At 66.9% G+C, this 21,617-nt stretch carries 22 protein-coding genes; 10 read left to right on the top strand and 12 right to left on the bottom strand.

Annotation, left to right across the window (positions count from 1 at the left end):
- The first annotated feature begins 129 nt into the window (after positions 1-129).
- Entirely contained in the window at positions 130-537 is a 408-nt protein-coding gene (locus WJ12_RS27810; protein WP_049030608.1) for an MAPEG family protein, read from the top strand.
- Between the two features lie 47 nt (positions 538-584).
- Positions 585-1,523 (top strand): PLP-dependent cysteine synthase family protein, encoded by a 939-nt coding sequence (locus WJ12_RS27805; protein ID WP_069245936.1) that lies wholly within the window; start codon positions 585-587, stop codon positions 1,521-1,523.
- Positions 1,524-1,640: 117 nt separating this feature from the next.
- Here WJ12_RS27805 and WJ12_RS27800 read toward each other — a convergent pair whose 3' ends face one another.
- Both WJ12_RS27800 and WJ12_RS27795 read right to left on the bottom strand, forming a co-directional pair.
- A complete protein-coding gene (locus WJ12_RS27800; RefSeq protein WP_034191340.1) occupies positions 1,641-2,675 on the bottom strand; it encodes a succinylglutamate desuccinylase/aspartoacylase family protein in 1,035 nt (344 codons plus the stop codon).
- Positions 2,676-2,752: 77 nt separating this feature from the next.
- Complete coding sequence (locus WJ12_RS27795) at positions 2,753-3,658, bottom strand: LysR family transcriptional regulator (protein ID WP_034191341.1); 906 nt, start codon at positions 3,656-3,658, stop codon at positions 2,753-2,755.
- Between the two features lie 118 nt (positions 3,659-3,776).
- Between WJ12_RS27795 and WJ12_RS27790 the strand changes: the two genes are divergently transcribed.
- The gene (locus tag WJ12_RS27790) at positions 3,777-4,358 is read left to right on the top strand and encodes a flavodoxin family protein (protein WP_034191342.1); all 582 of its coding nucleotides are present in this window, start codon (positions 3,777-3,779) and stop codon (positions 4,356-4,358) included.
- Positions 4,359-4,439: 81 nt separating this feature from the next.
- Positions 4,440-5,495: an aldo/keto reductase gene (locus WJ12_RS27785; protein WP_059556557.1), complete on the top strand. Its 1,056-nt coding sequence runs from the start codon at positions 4,440-4,442 to the stop codon at positions 5,493-5,495.
- 208 nt (positions 5,496-5,703) lie between these two features.
- On the opposite strand, the gene WJ12_RS27780 is transcribed toward WJ12_RS27785, so the two are convergent.
- Together WJ12_RS27780 and WJ12_RS27775 are read right to left on the bottom strand one after the other, a co-directional pair.
- The gene (locus WJ12_RS27780) at positions 5,704-5,979 is read right to left on the bottom strand and encodes a hypothetical protein (RefSeq protein ID WP_034191344.1); all 276 of its coding nucleotides are present in this window, start codon (positions 5,977-5,979) and stop codon (positions 5,704-5,706) included.
- A gap of 247 nt (positions 5,980-6,226) precedes the next feature.
- Entirely contained in the window at positions 6,227-7,774 is a 1,548-nt protein-coding gene (locus WJ12_RS27775) for a sensor domain-containing diguanylate cyclase (protein WP_034191345.1), read from the bottom strand.
- A gap of 470 nt (positions 7,775-8,244) precedes the next feature.
- On the opposite strand from WJ12_RS27775, the gene WJ12_RS27770 reads away from it, so the two are divergent.
- Genes WJ12_RS27770 through WJ12_RS27760 form a run of 3 tightly spaced genes read left to right on the top strand, consistent with a single transcriptional unit; the run spans position 8,245 to position 13,027 of the window.
- Positions 8,245-11,124: a xanthine dehydrogenase family protein molybdopterin-binding subunit gene (locus WJ12_RS27770; RefSeq protein WP_059556556.1), complete on the top strand. Its 2,880-nt coding sequence runs from the start codon at positions 8,245-8,247 to the stop codon at positions 11,122-11,124.
- Entirely contained in the window at positions 11,121-11,771 is a 651-nt protein-coding gene (locus tag WJ12_RS27765; protein WP_059556555.1) for a (2Fe-2S)-binding protein, read from the top strand. The genes WJ12_RS27770 and WJ12_RS27765 overlap by 4 nt, the downstream gene beginning before the upstream one ends.
- Positions 11,768-13,027, top strand: coding sequence for a cytochrome c (locus WJ12_RS27760; protein ID WP_059556554.1), 1,260 nt, complete (start codon positions 11,768-11,770; stop codon positions 13,025-13,027). The genes WJ12_RS27765 and WJ12_RS27760 overlap by 4 nt, the downstream gene beginning before the upstream one ends.
- 85 nt (positions 13,028-13,112) lie before the next feature.
- Here the strand turns inward: WJ12_RS27760 and WJ12_RS36515 are convergent, their stop codons facing one another.
- On the bottom strand, positions 13,113-13,271 hold the full coding sequence (locus WJ12_RS36515; protein WP_167361899.1) for a hypothetical protein: 159 nt from the start codon (positions 13,269-13,271) through the stop codon (positions 13,113-13,115).
- 206 nt (positions 13,272-13,477) lie between these two features.
- Here WJ12_RS36515 and WJ12_RS27755 point away from each other — a divergent pair, with 206 nt between their 5' ends.
- Positions 13,478-13,951: a hypothetical protein gene (locus tag WJ12_RS27755; protein WP_034191350.1), complete on the top strand. Its 474-nt coding sequence runs from the start codon at positions 13,478-13,480 to the stop codon at positions 13,949-13,951.
- 147 nt (positions 13,952-14,098) lie between these two features.
- Here the strand turns inward: WJ12_RS27755 and pal are convergent, their stop codons facing one another.
- From pal to WJ12_RS27730, 5 genes are all read right to left on the bottom strand, one after another.
- The gene (gene pal / locus WJ12_RS27750; protein ID WP_034191351.1) at positions 14,099-14,590 is read right to left on the bottom strand and encodes a peptidoglycan-associated lipoprotein Pal; all 492 of its coding nucleotides are present in this window, start codon (positions 14,588-14,590) and stop codon (positions 14,099-14,101) included.
- Positions 14,591-14,963: 373 nt separating this feature from the next.
- A complete protein-coding gene (locus WJ12_RS27745; protein WP_082744611.1) occupies positions 14,964-16,175 on the bottom strand; it encodes a porin in 1,212 nt (403 codons plus the stop codon).
- A 239-nt stretch (positions 16,176-16,414) separates the two neighbouring features.
- A complete protein-coding gene (locus WJ12_RS27740; protein WP_059556553.1) occupies positions 16,415-16,993 on the bottom strand; it encodes a hypothetical protein in 579 nt (192 codons plus the stop codon).
- Between the two features lie 32 nt (positions 16,994-17,025).
- Positions 17,026-17,472 (bottom strand): VOC family protein, encoded by a 447-nt coding sequence (locus WJ12_RS27735; RefSeq protein ID WP_049031807.1) that lies wholly within the window; start codon positions 17,470-17,472, stop codon positions 17,026-17,028.
- Positions 17,473-17,569: 97 nt separating this feature from the next.
- Positions 17,570-18,640: an AraC family transcriptional regulator gene (locus WJ12_RS27730; RefSeq protein ID WP_226103904.1), complete on the bottom strand. Its 1,071-nt coding sequence runs from the start codon at positions 18,638-18,640 to the stop codon at positions 17,570-17,572.
- Positions 18,641-18,798: 158 nt separating this feature from the next.
- Between WJ12_RS27730 and WJ12_RS27725 the strand changes: the two genes are divergently transcribed.
- Positions 18,799-19,596 carry a hypothetical protein gene (locus tag WJ12_RS27725; protein ID WP_226103905.1) on the top strand — a complete coding sequence of 266 codons (798 nt, stop codon included), beginning with the start codon at positions 18,799-18,801 and terminating at the stop codon, positions 19,594-19,596.
- Positions 19,597-19,827: 231 nt separating this feature from the next.
- On the opposite strand, the gene WJ12_RS27720 is transcribed toward WJ12_RS27725, so the two are convergent.
- A complete protein-coding gene (locus tag WJ12_RS27720) occupies positions 19,828-20,139 on the bottom strand; it encodes a hypothetical protein (RefSeq protein WP_034191353.1) in 312 nt (103 codons plus the stop codon).
- Positions 20,140-20,877: 738 nt separating this feature from the next.
- On the opposite strand from WJ12_RS27720, the gene WJ12_RS35365 reads away from it, so the two are divergent.
- Entirely contained in the window at positions 20,878-21,165 is a 288-nt protein-coding gene (locus tag WJ12_RS35365; RefSeq protein WP_080288006.1) for a hypothetical protein, read from the top strand.
- A gap of 31 nt (positions 21,166-21,196) precedes the next feature.
- On the opposite strand, the gene WJ12_RS36120 is transcribed toward WJ12_RS35365, so the two are convergent.
- Entirely contained in the window at positions 21,197-21,343 is a 147-nt protein-coding gene (locus WJ12_RS36120; RefSeq protein ID WP_156444724.1) for a hypothetical protein, read from the bottom strand.
- Positions 21,344-21,617: the final 274 nt, after the last annotated feature.

The following is a 21,617-nucleotide window of genomic DNA, read 5'->3' as shown; positions in this document are numbered from 1 at the left end:
GGATGTCGCGATTGTCGCTATTAATGTCATTTATGACTATGGCGAGGGCCTCGTCGCGCGTCTAGACTGCGAAGCATTTCCGGCAACCGCAGATCTGTCCTGCACCTTCAGTCCGACAGGGCCCATCCGATGACACGCTCGCCCGAACTCCACCTGCTGACGCTTACTGCGATCGCGACGCTGCTGATGTGGATCCCCTACATGCTGGCCAGAATCGCGACGCATGGCCTGATGGCGGCCTTGAACAATCCCGACCCGTCCGCTCCGCCCGGTCCGCCGTGGGCAGAACGTGCACGGCGCGCGCATGCGAACGCGATCGAGAATCTCGCCGTGTTCGCCCCGCTCGTGCTGATGTGCGCGATGACGGGGGCGAGCAGCCCGGCGACGGTGTTCTCGGCCAGGCTCTATCTGGGCGCTCGGCTGATTCATTACGTTGTCTACGCCGCAGGCATTCCTGTCGTGCGCACGATCGCTTTCCTTGCCGGCTTCGCGGCGACGCTCACGTTCGCCGTGGTGTTGCTCGGACACGCGAGCTAACCGCCGCCTGTTTGCGTTTTACCCGTTCGCTTCTTTCAGAGGTCACCATGAAATCGACGCCGAGCAATCTCCTCGACACGATTGGCAACACGTCACTCGTCCCGTTGCGCAACGTTGTTCCAAAGAACGGCGCGCGCCTTTTCGTCAAGCTGGAAAGTCAGAATCCGACCGGCAGCATGAAGGACCGGATCGCGCTCGAGATGATCGAAGCGCCCGAACGCGATGGGCGCTTGAAGCCTGGCGGCGCGGTGGTCGAATACACCGGCGGCAGCACGGGCGTATCGCTTGCGCTGGTGTGCGCCGTCAAGCGGCATCCGCTCCATCTGGTGTCATCGGACGCGTTCTCGAGGGAGAAACTGGATCACATGCGTCTGCTCGGCGCGAAGCTGACGCTCGTTCCCAGCGACAACGGCAGGCAAACCGAGAAGTTGACGAAGGACATGATTCGCGAAGCGCATCGAATTGCCGGCGAGACGGGCGCATACATCACTGCGCAGATGGAAAATACCGATCAGCTCAATGCCTCTACGAAGATGGCCGACGAGATCTGGGAACAGACCGGCGGGCGTCTCGACGGCTTCGTCCAGAGTGTCGGTACGGCTGCGTCGCTGCGCGGGATTTCGCGGCGCTTGCGCGAACACGATGCACGCATTCGGATCGCCGGCGTGGAGCCGGCCGAATCCGCGGTGCTGTTGGGCGGGGCGACCGGGGCGCACAAGATCGACGGGATCGGCGCGGGTTATGTCGTGCCGCTTTGGCGCGACGGCATCGCCGACGAACTCGAGCGGGTGTCCACGGAGGACGCGAAAGCGATGGCGTTCCGGCTGGCCGCCGAGGAGGGGCTGTTCTGCGGTACGTCGACCGGCGCCAACGTAACCGGCGCATTGCGCGTTGCCGAACGGCTCGGCCCCGACGCCACGATCGTGACGATCATGTGCGACACGGGCATGAAGTACCTGAAGTCGTTCGCGCAAACGCTCGCCTGACGGCCATGCATCGGCGCCGCATCGTTTTGCACCGGGCGGCAACCGCCCGCATTCGCGGCGCGTGTCGCGGGCAGGCCATCCGGTATCCGCGACTTCCCCGGGCGCCCGTCGCGTCGATCACTCGACGACACGCGGCGGCGTCGACAACTCCGCCAGCTGAAACATGCAATCCCCCCGCTGCACCTGCGCGGGCACGCGCTTGCACACCACCTCGCCATCGCCCTTGAACCGGTGCAGCACCGGTTCGCGCAACGGCGTATCGGGGAAATGCACCCATGCCGCCGGCTGCCCGGCCTTCACCTGGTCGCCGAGTTCGACGAGCGGCTCATACAGCCCGCGCTCGTACGCATAGACGAAATGACGATCGCCGTCGACACGCATGAAGCGCGTGACGGTCGGCGGCGCGTCGGGCACGAGCGCGCCGTGCAGCAGGCCGATATAACCGAGGTAATGCAGCAGCCCGTGGCGGCCGAGCCGGATCAGCGACGGATCGGCCATGCCGGCGCCGCCGAGTTCGGTCACGATCGAGATCGCGCCTTGCCGGCGCGCGGCCGACGCCGAATGCACGGGATTCGGCGCATGCAGCAGCGCATTCTGCAACCCGAACGCGACCAGCAGCCCGTTGAGCTTCGCGGCCTCGTCGGCGTCGAGCGGATCGATCGCGAGCATGTTGCCGCCCTGGTACAGCAGCGAGCTGCCGCCCGAATGCAGGTCGACCAGGTACTGCGCGCGCGACAGCAGCGCATGCTCGATGTAGTGGGCGATCATCTGCGTCGGCGTGCCGGTCGGGTCGCCGGGGAAGCTGCGGTTCAGGTTGCCTTCGTCGAGCGGCGACACGCGCAGGCCGGCATCGGCCGCCGGGAAATTCGCCATCGGCAGCAGGATCAGTTGCCCGCTCACCATCTCGGGTTCGATCTCGCGCATCAGTTGCGACACGATGATCTGGCCTTCGTATTCATCGCCGTGGTTGCCGGCCATCACGAGCGCGACCGGGCCGTCGCCGTTGCGGATCGACGCGATCGGGATCGGCAGCCAGCCGTATGCCGAGCGGTGCACGGAATGCGGCAGCCGCAGGTAGCCCGCGTGCTTGCCTTGCGCGTCGAGATCGATTTCGCAGTGAATGGGATTGCGGTGTGAAGAGGAGGCGGTCATGGCAGCTTCGTTCGATGAACGGAATCTGCCATCTTATCGGGAAACGGCGGTGTGCCGCGCCGAACCTCCACGTGCCCTCAATCGAAATACGGCGCCAGTACCCGTTCGATCCAATCCATGAACGCCCGGACGCGCGGCGACAGATTGCGCCGATGGGCCACGACGAGCGACGCGGCGAGCGGTTCCGGCCGCAGGTCGGGCAGCACTTCCACCAGCGCGCCGCTGGCGACGTGAGTCGCGACCCCTGAATAACCGGCCTGGATCAACCCGATGCCGGCAAGCCCGGCCGCATGATAGGTCTGCACGTTGTTGACCTGCATCGCGCTCGGCAGCGCAAGCGTCGCATAACCGTCGCCGCTCGGATATTCCCAGCCGGCATGCCGGGCGCCGAGCGTCAGCGAGTACTGGACCATCCGGTGGCCGTCGCGGAGCAGGTCGTCGAGCGTATGCGGTACGCCATACCGCGCCAGATAACCGGGACTTGCCGCATTGATCATGCGCAGCCGGCCCAACGGACGGGCGATCAGCGTCTCGTCGACGATCGGACCCAGGCGGATCACGCAATCGAATCCTTCCTGCACGAGATCGACGCGCCGATCGGTGCTCGACAGCTCCAGTTCCAGCTCCGGGTGTGCCGCCATCAGTTGCGGGAGCGCGGGAACCACGACGCTGCGCGCCAGCTCGGTCGGCATGTCGACGCGCAACCTTCCCCGCAGGCGGGCGCCGTCGGCGGCGAACATCGATTGCAGCTCCTGGACGTCGGCCAGCAGGTCCCGTGCGCGCGAATAGAACGCGCGGCCGTCGTCGGTCAGCTGGACGCTGCGCGTGGTTCGATGCAGCAGCGCCACGCCGACGTCGCGCTCGAGTTGACGGATCACCATCGAGACACGGCCTTTCTGGATGCCGAGACTTTCGGCCGCCCGCGTGAAGCTCGTCATTTCGGCGACACGCGCAAAGATCAACAGCGCATCGAGGTTTTGCATTGTTCACTCACGGAGTAACAGAACGTTCAATCGGCCATCATTTATAACTCAGTTGCGACTCAGTAGAGTGCTTTCCGACGTCGTCACCCGACGACGACCTCGATGGAAGGGCACCACCATGACGCAACACGTTTCTCCGGCCAGGACGGCCGTGGTCTACCACTCCGGCTATGGCCATACTCGACGGCTGGCCGCGGCGGTCGCCGAGGGCGCCGGTGCCGTACTCGTCGCGATCGACGCCGACGGCAACATCGCGGAGGACGCGTGGGACACGCTGGCCGGCGCCGACGCGATCCTGTTCGGCTCGCCGACCTACATGGGCGGCCCCAGCTGGCAGTTCAAGAAGTTCGCCGATGCGTCGTCGAAGGCCTGGTTCGACGGCGCGTGGCGCGACAAGATCTTCGGCGGCTTCACCAACAGCGCGAGCATCAACGGCGACAAGCTCAATACGCTCGAATACTTCGTTCTGCTGGCCGGGCAGCACGGCGGCATCTGGGTGAGCATGGACATCAAGCCGGCGAACCTGAAGGCATCGGCACGTGACGACCTGAACCGCATGGGCTCCTATATCGCGCCGATGGCGCAGACGCCGGCCGACGCGTCGCCCGACGAGATGTCGCCGGGGGATCTCGAGACCGCCCGCCGCTACGGCGCGCGCGTCGCGACGATCGCCGGACGGTTTCGGACCGGGCAGCGCTGAGTCATCCGAAGTCCTTGCATGCGCGGTGCGTCCGGCAGGACGCCGCCGCGTTTTTTCAGCCGATCCTGAAGGAAAACGACCATGAAATACAAGCGACTGGGCCGCACCGGCCTGTATGTCTCGGAGCTGTGTCTCGGCACGATGACGCTGGGCGGCAATGCGGATGCCGGCATGTGGGCGGCGATCGGCGCACTGGATCAACGCGACGCGACCCGGCTGATTGCCCGCGGGCTGGACGCGGGAATCAACTTCATCGATACCGCCGACGTCTACTCGTTCGGCCAGTCCGAACGCCTCGTCGGACAGGCGCTGCGGGACATCGGCGTCCCGCGCAACGAGATCGTGCTGGCGACCAAGACGGCCGGCGCGATGGGCCCGAAGCCCAACGACCAGGGCGCGTCGCGCGGCCACATCATGGACGCCGTGCAGCGCAGCCTGGAACGCCTCCAGGTCGACCACATCGATCTTTACCAGATACACGCCAGCGATTCCGTCACGCCGGTCGAGGAGACGTTGCGCGCGCTCGACGATCTGACGCGCCAGGGACTGGTTCGCCATGTCGGTGTCTCCAACTGGCGCGCGGGAAAAATCGGCAAGGCGCTTGGCCTGAGCCAGGGGCTCCATGCGACGCGCTTCGAGACGCTGCAGGCCTACTATTCCATCGCCGGACGCGACGTGGAGCGCGAATTGGTGCCGCTCGCGATCGACGAGCAGATGGGGTTGCTGGTCTGGTCGCCGCTTGCCGGCGGGTTGCTGTCGGGGAAGTTCGGTCCCGGTGCGTCCGCCGAGGACGGCTCGCGACGCAGTCATTTCGACTTTCCGCCGGTCGACCTCGAGCGCGCGTGGCCGTGCGTTGCCGCGATGCGCTCGATCGCCGACGCGCACGGGGTCTCGGTCGCGCGGATCGCGCTGGCCTGGTTGCTGGCGAAGCCGCATGTCACGAGCGTCATCGTCGGCGCCAAACGGATCGAGCAGCTCGAAGACAATCTCGGCGCGGTCGACGTCGTCCTGACCGAGGATGAACTGGCCGGCCTGGACGCCGTGAGTGCGTTGCCGCCCGCCTATCCGGGCTGGATGATCGATCGTCAGGACGCGGGCAGGGTGCCGCGGCCTTTTACGGGCGTCGCGTCGAAATAAGCCGGCACGCCTCGCGGGCGTTCGAGCGGGCGAAGCGACCTCGTTGCTTCGTCAACCGCGACAGGTTCATTTCGATCGACGAGAACGGCAACGCGAGATCGCGCGGATGTTGCAGCGTTGAATGCATGCGGCGCGTGGCGGGCTGCATCCGGGCATCGAATTTCGCGCCGGTCCCTTGTCGCGACAGGGGCCGGCGCGGGCGACCGGCTTACCGGCCCGATGTTTCAGCTTCGAGACGTCCTTCTTCCCACAGTGCCCAGAAACGGCTGCCGGCGCGATACGGATTCGCGCGTCGCGTGCCGTGATCGGCGATGCCCTGGCGAAACGCGCCGTACAGCGTCAGCGGCGGATTGTCGACGCAGGCGGCTTCGCGCGCGGCCGGCATGCGGCGCTCGGACACGAGCCGGCGGATCAGCGATGCGCCGTCGATCACATCCAGTTCGTCGATGGTTTCGCTGCGGCTGAGGACTTCGACGGTATTCATGTTGGGTCTCCCTGACAACCTGTTTCCCTGACAGGGAGCAATAAGGGTGCCAACCATGAAAAGCCTTGCACTGCGTCGAACGTGCCGGCTTCTGCCGTCAACGTGATGCGCGGCAAGCGGCGATGTTACGGAACATGTCACGTGACACGCGAATGCGCGATGTCACGCGCGAACCCGTCATGCGTTTCGGAATTGACTCATCGGGACGATACGACGGGCAGGGAAAGAACGGTGAGGCGCTGCCCGGTCAGCTCGCGGCGGCCGGCACCACGCGGCGGCTGCCGCTCGAGTAGAAGCAGTAGATGCCCTTGCCGGCGGACTTCGCGTCGTACAGCGCGCTGTCGGCCTGCCGGATCAGTTCGTCGGGCGAGCCGTGGCCGTCGTCGAGCGCGATGCCGATGCTGATGCCGATGCAGACGGTCTCGCCGATCGACAGCGCGTACGGCGCCGAGACCTGCCGGATGATGCGCGCGGCGAGGACCGAGCACGCCTGCATCGTCGTGTCGTCGATCGCGACGATGAACTCGTCGCCGCCGATGCGCGCCGCGAGCTCGCCAGGCGGCAGCGTCTTGCCGAGCCGCTCGGCGACCTGCGTGAGCACTTCGTCGCCGGCCTGGTGGCCGAAGCGGTCGTTGATCGCCTTGAAGCCGTCGAGATCGAGATACATGACGGCGAAGGCAGGGCCCGGCAGGCGCGGCCGGCGTGCGAGCCGTCGCGTGAGCTCCGCATGCAGTTCGTGGCGGTTCGGCAAACCCGTCAGCGCATCGTGCCGCGCGAGGTGGCGGATATGTTGTTCGGTCTGGCGGCGCGCGGTGACATCCTCCACGATGATCACCGCATTGCCGTCCGGCACGCGATGGCGCGTCAGTTCGAGCTGGCGGCCGTCGGCCAGCGCGATGTCGAACGGCTCCGGTTCGGCGCGGCGCAGCCACGCGTTGCACTGCGCGGCGAGGCCGGCGCCGGAATCGGCCACGGCGTTCGCGCCGAGCGCGGCAACGACGTCGGGCAACGGCGCATCGAGCATGATCTCGCGCGGCGATCCGAACAGCTGCGCGGTGCGCCGGTTCGCGACGATCACGCGGCTGTCGCCGTCGATCATGCACAGGCCGTGCGGCATATAGGTGAGCGCGGCGTCGAAGCGCGCGACGAGTTCGGCGTTGCGCTGGCGTGCGGCGATCAGCGCGACGAGCACGCGGTAGTGTCGCTGGACGACCGTGCGCATCGCGGCGAGGTAGATCACGAGCGGCGGCACCAGCAGCCAGGCGCCCGACCGGTGGGCGAGCAGGGCGCCGACGCCGATCGGCAGCACGCCGAGCGTGACCTGCGTCATCGCGAGCCGCGGCAGCGCCGAATTGCGCGACGCAATCCCGCCGAACACGCCGCCGGCGACCATCACCGACAGCGTGCCGAGCTCGACGTCGACGGCCTGCACGCAGCCCATCACGCCGAGGCCGAGCACGAAGCACGCGACGAGCGAGACGGGCGCGTAGCGCATCGCCCAGTATTCGGCGCGGTCGTCGCCGGCATCGCGCCGCACGGCGTACGCGCGTGCGATCGCGAGCCGCGCGATGAGCAGGCCGAAGTCGGCGACGAGCCAGGCGACGCACCAGAGCTGCTGCAGCCGAAGCAGGGCGACGGCCGCGACGAAGCTGCTCGCGAGCCCGGACAGCGCCATCGGGCGCACGTCCTCGAACAACGTCACGAGCATCGACGGGCGCAGCGCGGCCGTCACGCGGTGGTTGCCGGAGGGAGGAGTGGCGAGAACGGAGTTCAGGAGGGATGTCCTGACTGCCATGGTCTTTTTACCTCGACACGATGTCGCGATGGCTGGCGGTGCCCGCACGGCACGTGGCGGAAGCACCGGCCGGTGCCGGATGCGCACGACATTACCATGAAAAATGCGCGATGCGGGCCGGCCGGCAGCACCGCGCACCGCGTCGGAGGTGGGGCGTCAGCGCTGCCTGCGAAAGTCTTGCGCATTCGCCGGCGCGCGGGCCGCATCGCTGCGAGCGGAACGATGCATCGCGCATGCTTGCCGCATGCCGCCAGGATGGCCGGGGCCGGAGCGAACCCGCGGTCGACGCGGACGAATGTGCGCCGCGACCGCCCGCCACAGCCCGGCTGAATCCCGTTATAAGAAATTCAATAAGTATTTCATGCGGGAAATACTATAGGCGATATATCTAAAACAATGCCAGAATGCGCGCCGCTCCGAACGTCGCGACACCCGATCGCCGTCCGAGCCGCATCAGGAGGTTCCCCCCAATGAAAAACCACGGCCTGTCACGGCGGGGTTTTCTGAAAGCCAGCGTGCTGGCGGGCGTCGCGGTGTATGTCGCGCCCCTCGGCAGCCGCGCATTCGCGGCGCTCTTCGAAGAAAAACTCCTCACCCCTGTCAAATGGGATAGCGTCACCGGCATCCCCCAATTCCGCATCGACGGCATCGCGAAGGTCACGGGCGCGAAAGTGTTCGCCCGCGACGTGCGCGCCGCCGACATGCCGCACTGGCCGCAGCAGCAGTCGCATGCGCTGATCCTGCGCGTCACGCAGGCCGACCGTGCGTACGAGGGTTTCGACCTGTCGCTGCTCGGCGACGACCTGAAGCCGGACCGCGTGGTCACGGCCGACGATCTCGCGCGCGACGGCGTCGCGTTCCCGGCGTTCTACGGCGACGACATGCTGTTGCCGGCCGGCAAGACGCCCGCGTACCTCGGTCATGCGGTCGCGATCCTCATCTATCACGACTTCGCGCGCTTCCGTTTCGCGAAGAACGCGCTCAAGTTCCGCGACGACGTGATCCGCTACGGCGCGGTCACGGGCCCGCTCGAGCGCGACCCGTGGGGGACCTTCCGCTACGTGCGCGTGGGCGGCAAGACGGCCTATGACGACGATGTCTATTCGAGCCTGAAGGACGCGCCGATCTTCCCGAGCATGATGCGCAAGCACCTGCCGGTGTGGCCGGACGGCAAGGAGCACGGCAAGCTCGACGAGCAGGGCATGTTCCTGGCCGGGCAGATCGCCGACGAGCTCGACCATCCGTCGGCCGACTGGCTCGTGTTCGAGCGCGAATACAACACGCAGTCGGTCGACACGGCCGCGCTCGAACCCGACAACGCGAACTGCTGGTACGACGCTGCGACGCAGGCGCTGCACCTCGTCGTGCCGACGCAGTCGCCGCTCGAAGTGTCGGAGAACGCGGCCGCGATGGTCGCGAAATGCCGCTTCCCGGTGAAGAAGCTGTTCGTGCATCCGTGCTACACGGTCGGCTACGGCTCGAAGGATCACTTCAACGTGCCGTTCTACGGCCTTGTCTGCGCGCTGTACGCGGACGGGCGTCCGGTGCGTTTCGCGAACGATCGCTACGAGCAGTTCCAGACGTCGCTGAAGCGTCACGCGTTCAAGATGCGCTACCGGATCGCGGTCGACCGCAACACGGGCCTGCTGCAGTCGTTCAAGGGCGACTTCGAGGCGAACGGCGGCGGGCGCTCGAACTTCTCGCCGTCGGTCGCGATGGTCGGCGCCACGGCCGCGCAATCGATCTACTACTTCCCGAAGAGCGACCTCGCCGCCGTCGCGATCGCGTCGCGCGCGATCGACGCCGGCTCCGCACGCGGCTACGGCACGCTGCAGAGCATGGCCGCGACCGAGATGGCCGTCGACGAGATCGCCGCGCAGCTGAACATCGATCCGATCGATTTTCGTCTGCGCAACGCGCTGCGTTCGGGGATGAAGAACACGCAGGGGGCGATTCCCGCCGGCGCGCTGCGCGTCGACGAGGTGCTGGAGCGCGCGAGGCAGCATCCGCTGTGGACGCGTCGCGTCGCGCGCAAGGCCGAATTCGAGGCGGCGCACCCGGGCCAGCGCTACGGCGTCGGCTTCGCATGCGTGCAGAAGGATTTCGGCACGGGCGCGGAAGCGTCGTTCGCGAAGGTCGAGTTCGACGAGAACGGCAAGGTGTCGCTGCAGCACACGGCAGCCGAGATCGGCACCGGGATGTCGACGTCGCAGGCCGTCGCGGTCGCGAAATGGCTCGGTCGTCCGGCGACGGACGTGCGTGTGGCCGTGACCGAATGGCCGGACCTGCCGGTCGAGACGAGCGGCGATCCGTACCTGATGTCGCAGGCCGACCAGGATCGCCTGAGCGCGAACCCGCGCTGGTCGCCGGGCTACGCGTCGCCATCGAGCGCGACGAACTCGGCGTACTACTTCACGCACAGCACGCGCGAAGCCGCACGTGCGGTGTTCCGCTACGGCCTGTGGCCGGCCGCGATGTCGATCTGGACGCGCGGCCTCGGCGGCGGCCAGGCCGCGCCGTACACGATTCGTATCGAGGACGCGCGCTGGGTCGACGGCAAGCTGACCGCCGACGGCCTCGAGCCGCTGACGTTCGAACAGCTCGCGAAGCAGGCGCATGCGCTCGGCCTGCCGACCGGCGCCGTCGTGCACGTGTTCAACCGCTGGCAGTGGACCGACGCCGAGTTCGAAGTGGGCGGCACGGTTGAACGTCTGCCGATCGACGGGCTGTCGCTGCGTGTCGGCGCGCCGAAGACGGGCGCCGACAGCGGCCCGGTGCCGGGGACCGCCGCGCCGGCCGGCGCGACCGCGATGCACGGCACGCTGGCGCCGACGGCGAACGGTTATCGCGTGCTGGACCGCAAGCGCGTGTTCATCCCGCCGACGAGCCGCAACAACGCGGCGGTCACGTACTACACGGCGGTCGGCACGCTCGTCGAGCTGGCCGTGCATGAAGCGACCGGCAAGGTCGAGCTGCTCACGCACCACTCGATCATGGAATGCGGCAACCAGATCTCGCCGCAGCTCGTGTCGGGCCAGTTGCAGGGCGGCCTTGCGATGGGCATCGGCCATGCGCTGCACGAGTACCTGCCGCTCTACGAGGACGGCCCCGGCAACGGCACGTGGAACTTCAACCGCTATCGGTTGCCGCGCGCGTCGGACGTCGCCGTGTGGACGCAAACGGGCGACGTGCTGCCGCCGTTGTCGGAGACCGATCCGCCGAAGGGCGTCGCGGAAGTGGTGATGATTCCCGTCGTCGGCGCGATCGTGAACGGCATCGCGCACGCGATCGGCCATCGTTTCACCGACCTGCCGGTGACCCCGCAAAAGATTCAGGAGGTGCTCGCATGACGACCGCCCAAACCGCGGCTTCGGCCGCGAGCGCCGGCGCGGCTGCGACCGGCGCTTCCGCACCGGCTGCGCCGGCCGCCGTCGAGCGGCCGCTCGTCCGGTTCCAGCAGAAGCCGCTGTCGGTCAATATCAACGGCAAGTCCGTCGGCCCGATGCAGGTGCCGGAAGGGCTGATGATGATCGAGTTCCTGCACGAGTACGCGGGTCTGACCGGTTCGCGGCTCGGCTGCGGGCAGGGCATTTGCCACGCATGCGTCGTGATCGTCGACAAGCCGGACGGCACCAGCGAGGAGATGCGCACCTGCATCACCGGCGCGCACTTCTTCCACGGCCGTTCGATCCGCACGATCGAAGGCCACGCGAAGCGCAACGAAGCCGGCGAAGTGGTCGAGCTGTCGCCGGTCCAGCAGAAATTCCTGGAGCACTTCAGCTTCCAGTGCGGCTACTGCACGCCGGGCTTCGTCAACGCGGCGACCGTGCTGATCGAACGCCTGAAGCGCGAGCCGATCGCGAAGGCCGACGTCGAGCGCACGATCACCGAGGCGCTCGACGCGCACATCTGCCGCTGCACGGGCTATGTCCGTTACTACGAAGCCGTCAAGGACGTGGTGCTGACGACGCCGGGACTCGTGAAGGACGCCGCATGAAACGCACATTCGCTTTTCGTGTCGCGAGGGCCGCGGGCCTGCCCGCGCTCGCGGCGGCCTGCGCGCTGCTGCTCGCGGCGTGCGGCGGCCACGACACGCCGGTCCCGAGCGCGGCTACCGGCGCGCCCGGCGCCGACCAGGTCGCGCGCGGCCGCTATCTCGTCAAGGCCGCCGACTGCGCGGCGTGCCACACCGCGAAGGACGGCGCGCCGTTCGCCGGCGGCGCGGCGCTCGAATCGCCGTTCGGCACGTTCTACGGCTCGAACATCACGCCCGACAAGGATCAAGGGATCGGCAGCTGGAGCGCGGACGATTTCTACGCCGCGCTGCACGACGGCAAGGCGCCCGGCAAGCGCCTGTATCCGTCGATGCCGTACACGTCGTACCGGCAGCTCACGCGCGCCGACGCCGATGCGATGTACGCGTACCTGATGACGGTCAAGCCCGTCGCGCAGGAAAACCGCGCGCACGACCTGAAGTTCCCGTACAACCTGCGCTTCGGCATGGTCTTCTGGGACATGGTGTTCCTGAAGGACAGCCTGCCGGACGCGTCGGTCGGGCAATCCGCCGACTGGCAGCGCGGCCGCTATCTCGCGGGCGCGCTCGGCCACTGCGCGGAATGCCATACGCCGCGTGCGTTCACGGGCCAGCTCGACGGTGCGAAGCCGTTCGCCGGCGCGGCGCTCGGCCGCGTGGCCGCGCCCGACATCACGCCGGCCGGCCTCGCCGCGCGCGGCTGGACGGGCACCGACCTGCAGACGTTCTTCGGCGTCGGCATCGCGCCGCAGGGCTCGGCGTTCGGCGAGATGTATCCGGTCGTGCACCTGAGCACGCAATACATGACGAAGGACGACCTGCGCGCGCTGTCGGTGTACCTGCTCGGCGATACGCCGCCTGCGCCGCAACCGGTGAAGCCGGTGTCCGCCGATGCCGCGCAGCTCGCGGCGGGCCGCTCGGTGTATCTGGCGGTCTGCGCGGGGTGCCACGGCTTCAACGGCGAAGGCAAGCCGCACGTCGCGGTGCCGATGAACGGCAACTCGACGGTGCGCCAGGGCGATCCGCGCAACCTGCTGGTCGCGATGCTCGACGGCATCGACGAGCAGAAGTTCGCCGGCTTCGAAAACCTGCAGGCGATGCCGGGCTTCGCGCGTACGCTCAGCGATGACGAGCTCGCGCAGCTCGCGAACTACCTGCGCGCGACGTGGGGCGGCCAGCCCGCGAGCGTCACGCCGGCCGACGTGAAGGCGATGCGTTAAGTCGTGCCCGGGGCGGGGCATCGTGCGCGAGGCAGCCGGTTTCCGGCGCTCGCGCGCGATGCCCCGCCCCTTTTCCGGCGGCGTTTCAGTAACCGCCGCCGCCTCCGCCTCCGCTTCCTCCCGAGCCGCCATAGCGGCTCATGCCGGGTCCTTGCGACACGCCGCTGCCCGACGACGTACATCCCGCCGACAGGACAAGCATCAGCGCCGCGATCAGCATCGCGGCCAAGGTTGCCGATTTCATCGCGATCTCCTTGCAGCGCGCAGGCCGCCGGACAGGCCGGTTCGCATGAACCGCGCGTCTGCGCGATGACGAAACGCGTCGGGCGGGGCGTTTATTCCATGGTTTTTGCCTATCGCCCTGCGCGAAGCGGCCGGATCGACGGCGGCGGGCGTCGCCTTGGTACACTCCGGCACGCCGCCATTCCGATTCCGACTACAAGAAGAACCATGAGTGCTACCGTCGAGCGCCCGCCGCGCCATTCCTCGCGCCTGTCCCGCCGTGCCGTACTCGGCTGTCTATCGTTTGCCATCGGCGGCCCGCTGGTCGCGTCGCTCGTCTGGCCGGCGGTGATGCTGATCGCATGGTCGCTGATCGACGGCCCGTCATGGCACGTGCTGACAGTCAGCGCCGGCATGGTGCCGCTGATTTTCTTCGCGTCGTTCGTGTTCGGCTACTTCCTGCCGGCGATGGCGACCGGCGGGATCATGGGCGCGATCGGCCCGCAGGTCCGGCGGCGCTGGTTCGTGCTGCTGGGCACGATCGTGGGCGCCGGCGCGATGATCGGTTATGTCCTGCTCGTGGCCTGGATGATCAAGGCCGACAAGGTGGGCGACATCAACGCGATCGCGACGCTCGATGCGATCGTGACGTCCGCGGTGATGTCGCACTGGCTGCACCGGCGGCTCGAACGGCGGCGTTGAAGGCGACGTGCCGCGCGACGGGCGCCTGCGCGGTGACGCGCATGAGCCGGGCAAGCCGGACGGCACCGCGCGGCCGCGACTGCGGCCGGCGGCCTGCGTTGCCTTCCCTTGGCACGAATGCCGCCCGCGCGGCGGTGGATCAACGGATCAACGATAGACGAGATCGGCGCGGCGGTTCTGCGCCCACGCATCCTCGTCGTGACCGAGCGCGACCGGCTTTTCCTTGCCGAGGCTGACGGCCTCGAGTTGCGTGGCCGGGACGCCGAGCGTCTGGAGCGCGCTGAACACGGCCTGCGACCGGCGCTGGCCGAGCGCGAGGTTGTATTCGGACGTGCCGCGTTCGTCGGTGTTGCCCTGGATCAGCACGCGGCGCGCGGGATGGCTGCGCAGGTAGTCGGCGTGCGCCTGCAGCAGCGACTGGAACTCGGGCTTCACGGTGTACTGGTCGAAATCGAAGTAGATGCTGCGCTTGGCAAGCGGGCCGTTCGGATTGTCGAGCTCGTCGGCAGACACCGTCGCGACGGCTTCGCTCGAAGGCGTGGGCGCCGCGCCGGCATTCTCGGGCGTTTTCGCCGCGTTGTGGCAACCCGCCAGCAGTACGAAAATTGACAGGACCGCAAATCGGTTCATTTTGCTCATCGTTCGTCTCCAGCGGTTGACTGCGTTGAAAGCGCGGCGCGTGCGGGCTGCACGCAGCTGTACGGCCGCCATGGCGCGAAAGGGTCGGCTTCGTCGACGTGATGCAGGTTCGTAAGCCGGTGGTGCGCCAGATGAAAGAGTGTTGCGGCCGGAACGCCGAAATACGGCGTCGCTGCAAACAGATTAGGAAAAATGTCACATCGTGACCAGTTTCTTCGCATTTTTTGCGCAAACGCGACAGTCGAGCGGCATTCCTGTTCCCGCCCGCCGCGCGCGGTGAGCCGAGCCACAGCGATCAGGTCGCGCTTTTGTGCGGCCTGATCGCGCGGCTCACGGCGATCGGGCGTGCGGGATACCGTCCGCCGCCGCCTCGTCAGAACTTGTGCCGCAGCCCCAGCGCGACGACCACCTGGTTGCTGTTCGCCGACGGCGTCAGCGTCCAGACGGTCGCATTGAACGCCGGATTGCCGTTACCGCCGCTCACGCTCTGGTAGACGCCTTCGAGATAGGCGTCCGTGCGCTTCGACAGCGCATAGTCGGCCTGAGCGACGACCTGGTTCCATTTCGGGCGCGTCTGGCCCGTGCGTGTGTCGAAGCGGCCCATCGTATACGTGTATGCGGCGGCGACGCTCAGCGCACGCGTGACGAAGTAGCGGCCGTCGACCGTGAAGTTGTCGAACACCAGCGATTCCCCCTTCAGCGGTGCGATGTTGCTGCCCTGAAGCACGCCCGTCACGCCGTCGGTGGTCGAGTGCGACCACGCGGCGCCGACCGAGTGCGGCCCGAACGCATAACGTCCGGCCATCGCCCAGATCTGCTGGTTGCCGCCCGTGATCGTCGCCGAGCCGTCGGCCGTGCTCAGTGCGCCGTCCGGGTTCGGCGCATTGCGGTCGCGGCTGATCTTCAGGTAGCCGGCGCCGAGCTTCAACGGCCCGTTCGCATACGACACCCCCGCGCTCCATGCCGCGTTGTTGGAGAACTGGCCGGCCGTGTTCGAGAAGCCGAACATCGCGCCGAACGTCAGCCCGCGATACGTCGGGCTCGTGTACTTCACCGCGTTGTTGATGCGGATGTTGCGGTTCGAATCGTCGTTGTCGTACGGGTGGACCGCGAGGTTGCCGCCCCAGCCGGGGCCGGACGCGCCGAGCGGCGTCACGAAGTCGAGAATCAGGTCGTACTGGCGGCCGAAGGTGAACGTGCCGGCCGTCTTCGAACTCACGCCGACCCAGGCCTGACGGCCGAACAGGTCGACGCCTTTCTGCGACAGCTTGCCGTTCGTGCCCGAGAAGCCGTTCTCGAGCGCGAAGACCGCGGCCATCCCGCCGCCGAGGTCCTCGCGGCCGCGCAGCCCCCAGCGCGATGCGTTCAGTGCGCCGCTCGTCAGCGCGACGGTGCCGCTGCCGGGCGATCCCGCACCCTGCGTGCGCTGGTTGGTCGCGTAGGTGATCGACGTATCGATCAGGCCGTAGAGCGTCACGCTGCTCTGGGCGTGCGCGATGCCCGGTGCGATGCCGGTCAGGCAGGCGGCAATGACGGTCCCCGCGACGCATGCGCCGGCATGCTTGTTCATCTGGTAGGAGTGCATAGGAGTTTTTATCGTTGATCCGGCGCGATGGCCGGCGGGTCGCATCGGCGTACCGGCCGACGGATCGAGCGGCCATTATTGGAGATCGTGCGGCCGTCGATTAAGGCGTTGCACAGGAAAGGTCCTCTGCGAAATCGAATGGAATCGCGAGGGCGGCTGCGGGGATTCAGGCCGGAGCGGGACGTGTGTCGCGGCGTCCGGCGGTTCGAGCCGGGGGCGCGTGATCGTTCGTCGAACGCTTAACGGTGGGCCATCGCCAGCGCGGTGTCGAGGCCGCCATTCCGATACGCGGCCCGCACGGCGCTCGCCCGGGCTTCGAGCGCGTCGGGCGTGAGTCCGCGTCGCAGCCGGACGGTGACGCGCGGCAACGCGGCGAGCTGGTTGCGCAACTGCACGATCGATCGGCAGCAACGGAAGGCCGACGATCGCGCATCGGGGCACGACGCGGCCTCGGCAAGCTCGGCTGCCCATTCGACACCGCGATGGCGCCTGGCTTCGTCCAGATGCGGCAGATAGCGCGCGTCACCCGATAGCGCGATCAGCAGGGCTGCCCAGTGCGCGCCGCGCCATCCGAGCGGCATGTCGCCCGTCAGGTCGGCCAGCAGCGTGTCGTCGAGCACGGACAGGCTTTGCTGGCACAGGGAGTGGAAGTCGAGCGGCCGATAGCGAACCCGCGGGTAGTCGCGCAGCACATGCCCGAGTTCGTAGCCGGCATCGACGGCAGCAGCCAGGAACGATTCGGCCGGCGCAGGGCGGTTCAAGTGCAACGTCGGCACGCACAGGAAAAGCCGGCTGATGTCGTCGGGGTGGCAGTGCATCGCGAATGTCGGGCGGGGGCGGCGCAAACCTGCTACTGATCGCCCGACAGCAGCGCGGTGTAACGCCGCTGCATTTCATCGGGTTCGACCGCTTCGATCGTCTGTCCGATCAACCAGTCGTAACCGAACGGGTCGCGGATCCGGCCGGAACGCTCGCCGTAGAACTGATCCTGGATCGCGCGTGTCAGGCTGGCGCCGGCCGCGATGGCGGCGGCGATCGTCGCGTCGGCGTCGTCGACATGAAGATGGAGCGCCATCGGCGCGTTGCCCGCCGGGTCGAGGGCGAAGAGATCGTATTCCGGGAACTCGTCCGAGATCATCAGCGTGCACGGCCCGAGCTGCAATTCCGCGTGACCGATGCGTCCCGACGGTTCGACCAGACGGAATTTTTCGCGCGCGCCGAATGCCTTCGCATAGAACGCGATGGCGTCCTCCGCGCGTTTGGCGCGCAGATACGGAAAGACTTCGTGAATCGCCATGGTGCCCTCCGATCAACGGCGAGAGTGTGGCCCGATCCTATCGGGCATTTCGCGCCCGGTCTTGAACAAAATTGACCGCCGCCGTGGCGGCAGCGCGTCAGAGCGGTACGTGAAAGCCGTTCGCGCTCGCGCGTCGCCGGTACTGTTCCGGCGACAAGCCGGTGAATTCGAGGAATTCGCGATTGAAATGCGGTTGATCGGCATAGCCTGCGAGCGCGGCGGCATCGGCCCACGAGGCGGCCGGTTCGGCCGACAGCCCGTCGAGCATCTGCCCGAAGCGGCGCACGCGGCCGTAGCGTTTCGGCGGCATGCCGACCGCGTCGCGAAATCGTGCGACGAAGTGACGGTGACTGCAGCCGATCTGCTGCACGATTGCACGTACCTCCGTGCCGCGATTCAATTGCGCGATCGATTCGGCGATGGCCGGGTCGATGCCGGCCACACGCGGCAGCCGCGCCGTCAACAGCGTTTCCCAGAGATCCAGCCGCGCAGCGGCGGAATCGATTTCGCCGAGCCGGTCGCGTAGGCCGAAAGCGGCGGCGCCCCACAAATCGTCGAGCGACAGGTGCAGGCCGTAGAGAGCCGATGCCGGTACACCGGTGACGAGCCGGACCGCGCCCGGCCGAATCAGCGCGCCGACGGTCGGTACCGGAACGGCGACGTCCTTGATATACGGGGCCGCCCGTGGGCCGCCGATCACGGCGACGCCGATCGTTCGGCCGGTCTGGTCGGCGGCGTGATCGAAGAGGCGCAACGGATCCGCGTCGAGCCGGATCGCAAGGTGGACCGCGCCGGTCGGCAGCACGCGCTCGCGGCAATGTTCGTTTCGGATCGGAAACGGCGGATACGAGGCCCACACCGAGTCGATGAAGCGCCGCAGATATCCGCCGGGGCGGCGGCTGAGGATCATGGGTTCCCGTGATCGTCGGCGGCACGGCGCGCGGGATGCGCGGCCAAGCCGTTCGGTGCTGATCACGCGGATTCTACTGCGGATGGCGGATGGACGCCGACGTTGTCGGCGTTGCCGGGAGGCATGGATTGACGCCATCGGCGGGAGGCGCGCCGCGGATGCGACGGCGCCTGCGGACGGAGGAAGCCGCGGGTTCGGGCTCGATGCCAGACCGTTCGCGGGAATGACAGTGCCGCTCGACGAACGTCGGGTGCCCATGCGCCCGCGATCCCGAGGCCGGAATCCACCAGGACGAGACGCAAATCCACCGGGAACGGCGAGGGGGCGGGGCAGAATAGGGCGAGCGTGGCGACTGGCGGCCGGTGTCGGCAGATCGCCGGTTCACGACAATTCCACTACTCTTCACTGCGTTCCCGATGCCCAATATCTTGCGTCGACCCTGGTCGGCACCACGAACGACGGCGAGCGTCGCATTCGTCGCCAGCCTGCTCACCGGATGCGCTGCCGTGACTTCGTCCGCTCCGGCCGATCCTCAGCAGCAGTTCGTTGCCCAGCAGCGAAACGACAACATGCGGTACCTCGATAGCCTCGCGGCGTACAAGCCGTTGTTCGAGAATCCCGGCGGCTATAGTCACGCGCAAGTGCTGGAAAAGTACGACGCGATGCTCTATCAATACTCGGTCGCCGCGGTGAGCTGGGTGCGCGCGATGTATCCTGCCGCCCGGCAAACGCTGCCGCCCGCTCTTCAGCCGTTGCCCACGCCGTCCGGGCCGCTCGGTATCGCGGACGTGAACCGGCACTACGAGCATGCGCTCGGCATGAACGTCGGCATGTGGGAGATCAGCATGGCCGCGGATTTCGGCAAGCCGTCGAAACTGGCGGTGCCGAGATATGACGGTCCGGTGCTCTTCATGCCGGTTGCGCCGCCTTTCCCGCCGCTTCAGGATGTTCGCGATCCGCAGTTCGCACGGCTGGTGACCATGACGAAGAAAGTGGATGCCGAGCAGAAGGCGGACCTCGCTCGACAACGTGCGGAGACCGCGAAACAGATGGCGGAGACCGCCGCGAGGCACGCGGCAAACCATCCCCCGGGACCGAATCCGCTCGACTCGATCGATCCGCGGACCGGATTGCCGTATCCGCAGCCGCAGGTAGAGACCCAGCGCTGGTGCACGATGATGGGCAATGGCGTTGGCGGGCGGGTGCCGTGTTGACGCGCGGGGACAAGCGGATGTGAGCGGTCGACTGGAATCGATCAAGCTCGCGCATGCTCGACGGGATGACGAAATGGGTCAAAAGTCGCCGGTCGCGCACCGGAGGGCGACGCCCGGGCGATTTCACGAATCGTCGCTCGTGGCGTCGTGGATCAAGGCATACCTGCCTTCGGGCCGCAGCGAGTGATCGACCAGCCGCTGGCACGGCGCGTGAGCGCCGGCAAACCGCTGTCACCGGTGCTTCATTTCCTCGGCTTCCACCGCGGCGAGCCGTTCCTCGCTTGCGGAAACGGATTCCATGGCTTCGTCGATCGATGCCAATGCAAACTCGCAGGCCAGTTTCGTTTCCTCGACGGTACGCTCCGGCGCATCATCGTCGCTTGGCGGAGGGGCAAGCATGTCTCCGAGCATCATTGCCAGCTCGGGGGTATCCCATTGCTCGCCCCTTTGCTTTTTCCGCTTGATATAGTGCCGGATTTCCGTGTCCTGCTCCGGCGAGAGTGGGAGATGTCGAAACGTGTTGCTTGGGCTGGCGTCGATCATGATGTTGCTCCCGAGTTTGAAGTCGGCGGGTGACGAAACAGGGGCCTATTTGCCGCAGCGCGCCCCTTGAATTCCCGCGAGGCGCCCTAGCAGCTCGTCCACTTGGAGTTCAAGGACCTTGTTTCGATCAGATTGCCTGCGGAGTTTGTCGAGCCTGACTCGCCAATATGCAGGATCGCTTACAGACGATTTGTTGATGAAGGCGTGCTGTGCTCGTTCAAGCAGCCCGATGGCTCGCCTGATATGGACCAGCTCGCGTTCCACATCGCAGTACCAGTTCATGTTCGCCGCCTTTTGATTAAGTTTTGCATCTCGACTTGATGCCCGGCGAGAACACGTGGATTCCGAAAAGCGGTACAAGAACCGGTTCTGTGCGGTGCAGCTGCCGCACGGCGCGACGAGTTGAAGAGATTGGGAAATACGGTGCCCAAGCCATGGCAAGGCCCAAGCTGGAGGGGGGAGTCGGCGGTTCGCGCATACGGCCCGGATGAACCCATCATACGCGTATCGCCGGGCGCGCAACCGTTTTATTTCGGCCGCGACGAGGCGTGCGGACTCGATGTTTTCTCATCACGTCGAGAGGCGACCGGGCAGCTTCGGCTCGATGTCACGGGCACGCCAGAGCGCGACCATCGCGCGGCGAGCGCGGATACCTGCAGTCGGCGCGCTTCGAAAATCTGCGTCACCCTGCGCTACCCGTTCCGTGTATAGTGGGTCTCCCCTTGTGGAGTCACCAACATGCCGACATATCCGCTTCTTCTCTACAAGGGGTACGAACTTCATCCTCTTGTCTTCGCCCGCACGTTCATTCGCTTCGACAGGCATTCGCGTTATGCCGAAGGGTATGACATTGCGGTGCGCATATGCCGTCCGTCCTCGATAGCAAGCTCCCCCGCAAGCCGTGTTTTCCGGCTGAACCAGCCGCACACGTTCTCCGATTTCGGAGTGGCAAGGCGTGCGGCACGACAGCAAGGCAAGGACATCATCGACGGGAAGGTGAGCGGGGCTTCGGTCGTCGATTTCTGAAAGCGGTCTTCCCCCGGTCTCCCGGACGGGTTCACTCGCCCGTCATACGTCGCTCGAACTGAGCCGGGCTGACGAAGTTCGGCGTCGAGCGCCGACGGTGCGGATGGCGGAAGCGCTCGATGTAGTCGAACACACCGGAACGCGCTGCGTCACGCGCGCGATAGACGCGTCGGTTCATGCGCCCGATCTTCGGGGTGCTAACAAACCGCCCACGGCGGCATTGCCCCGGCAACCGCGTCGACGGTTCGTGCTACAGGTAATGGCCGCTTGCCCGAGTAGCGACCGGAAGCCTTGACGGGTGTACCGGGCGGATTCAAACGGTCGTCGCCACACTCAATCGTCGAACTGATTTCGGGTACGCGTCCGGCGCTTCCGCCGGTGTCTTCGGGCATCGCGATCGCGCGTCGATTCAGGCCAACGAGCAAGCCGCCCGTCCCAACGCGCGGTATTCG

Origin of the sequence: Burkholderia seminalis, assembly GCF_001718535.1 — a bacterium.
GTDB classification, from domain to species: domain Bacteria; phylum Pseudomonadota; class Gammaproteobacteria; order Burkholderiales; family Burkholderiaceae; genus Burkholderia; species Burkholderia seminalis.
This window is presented reverse-complemented; position numbering and strand designations above follow the sequence as displayed.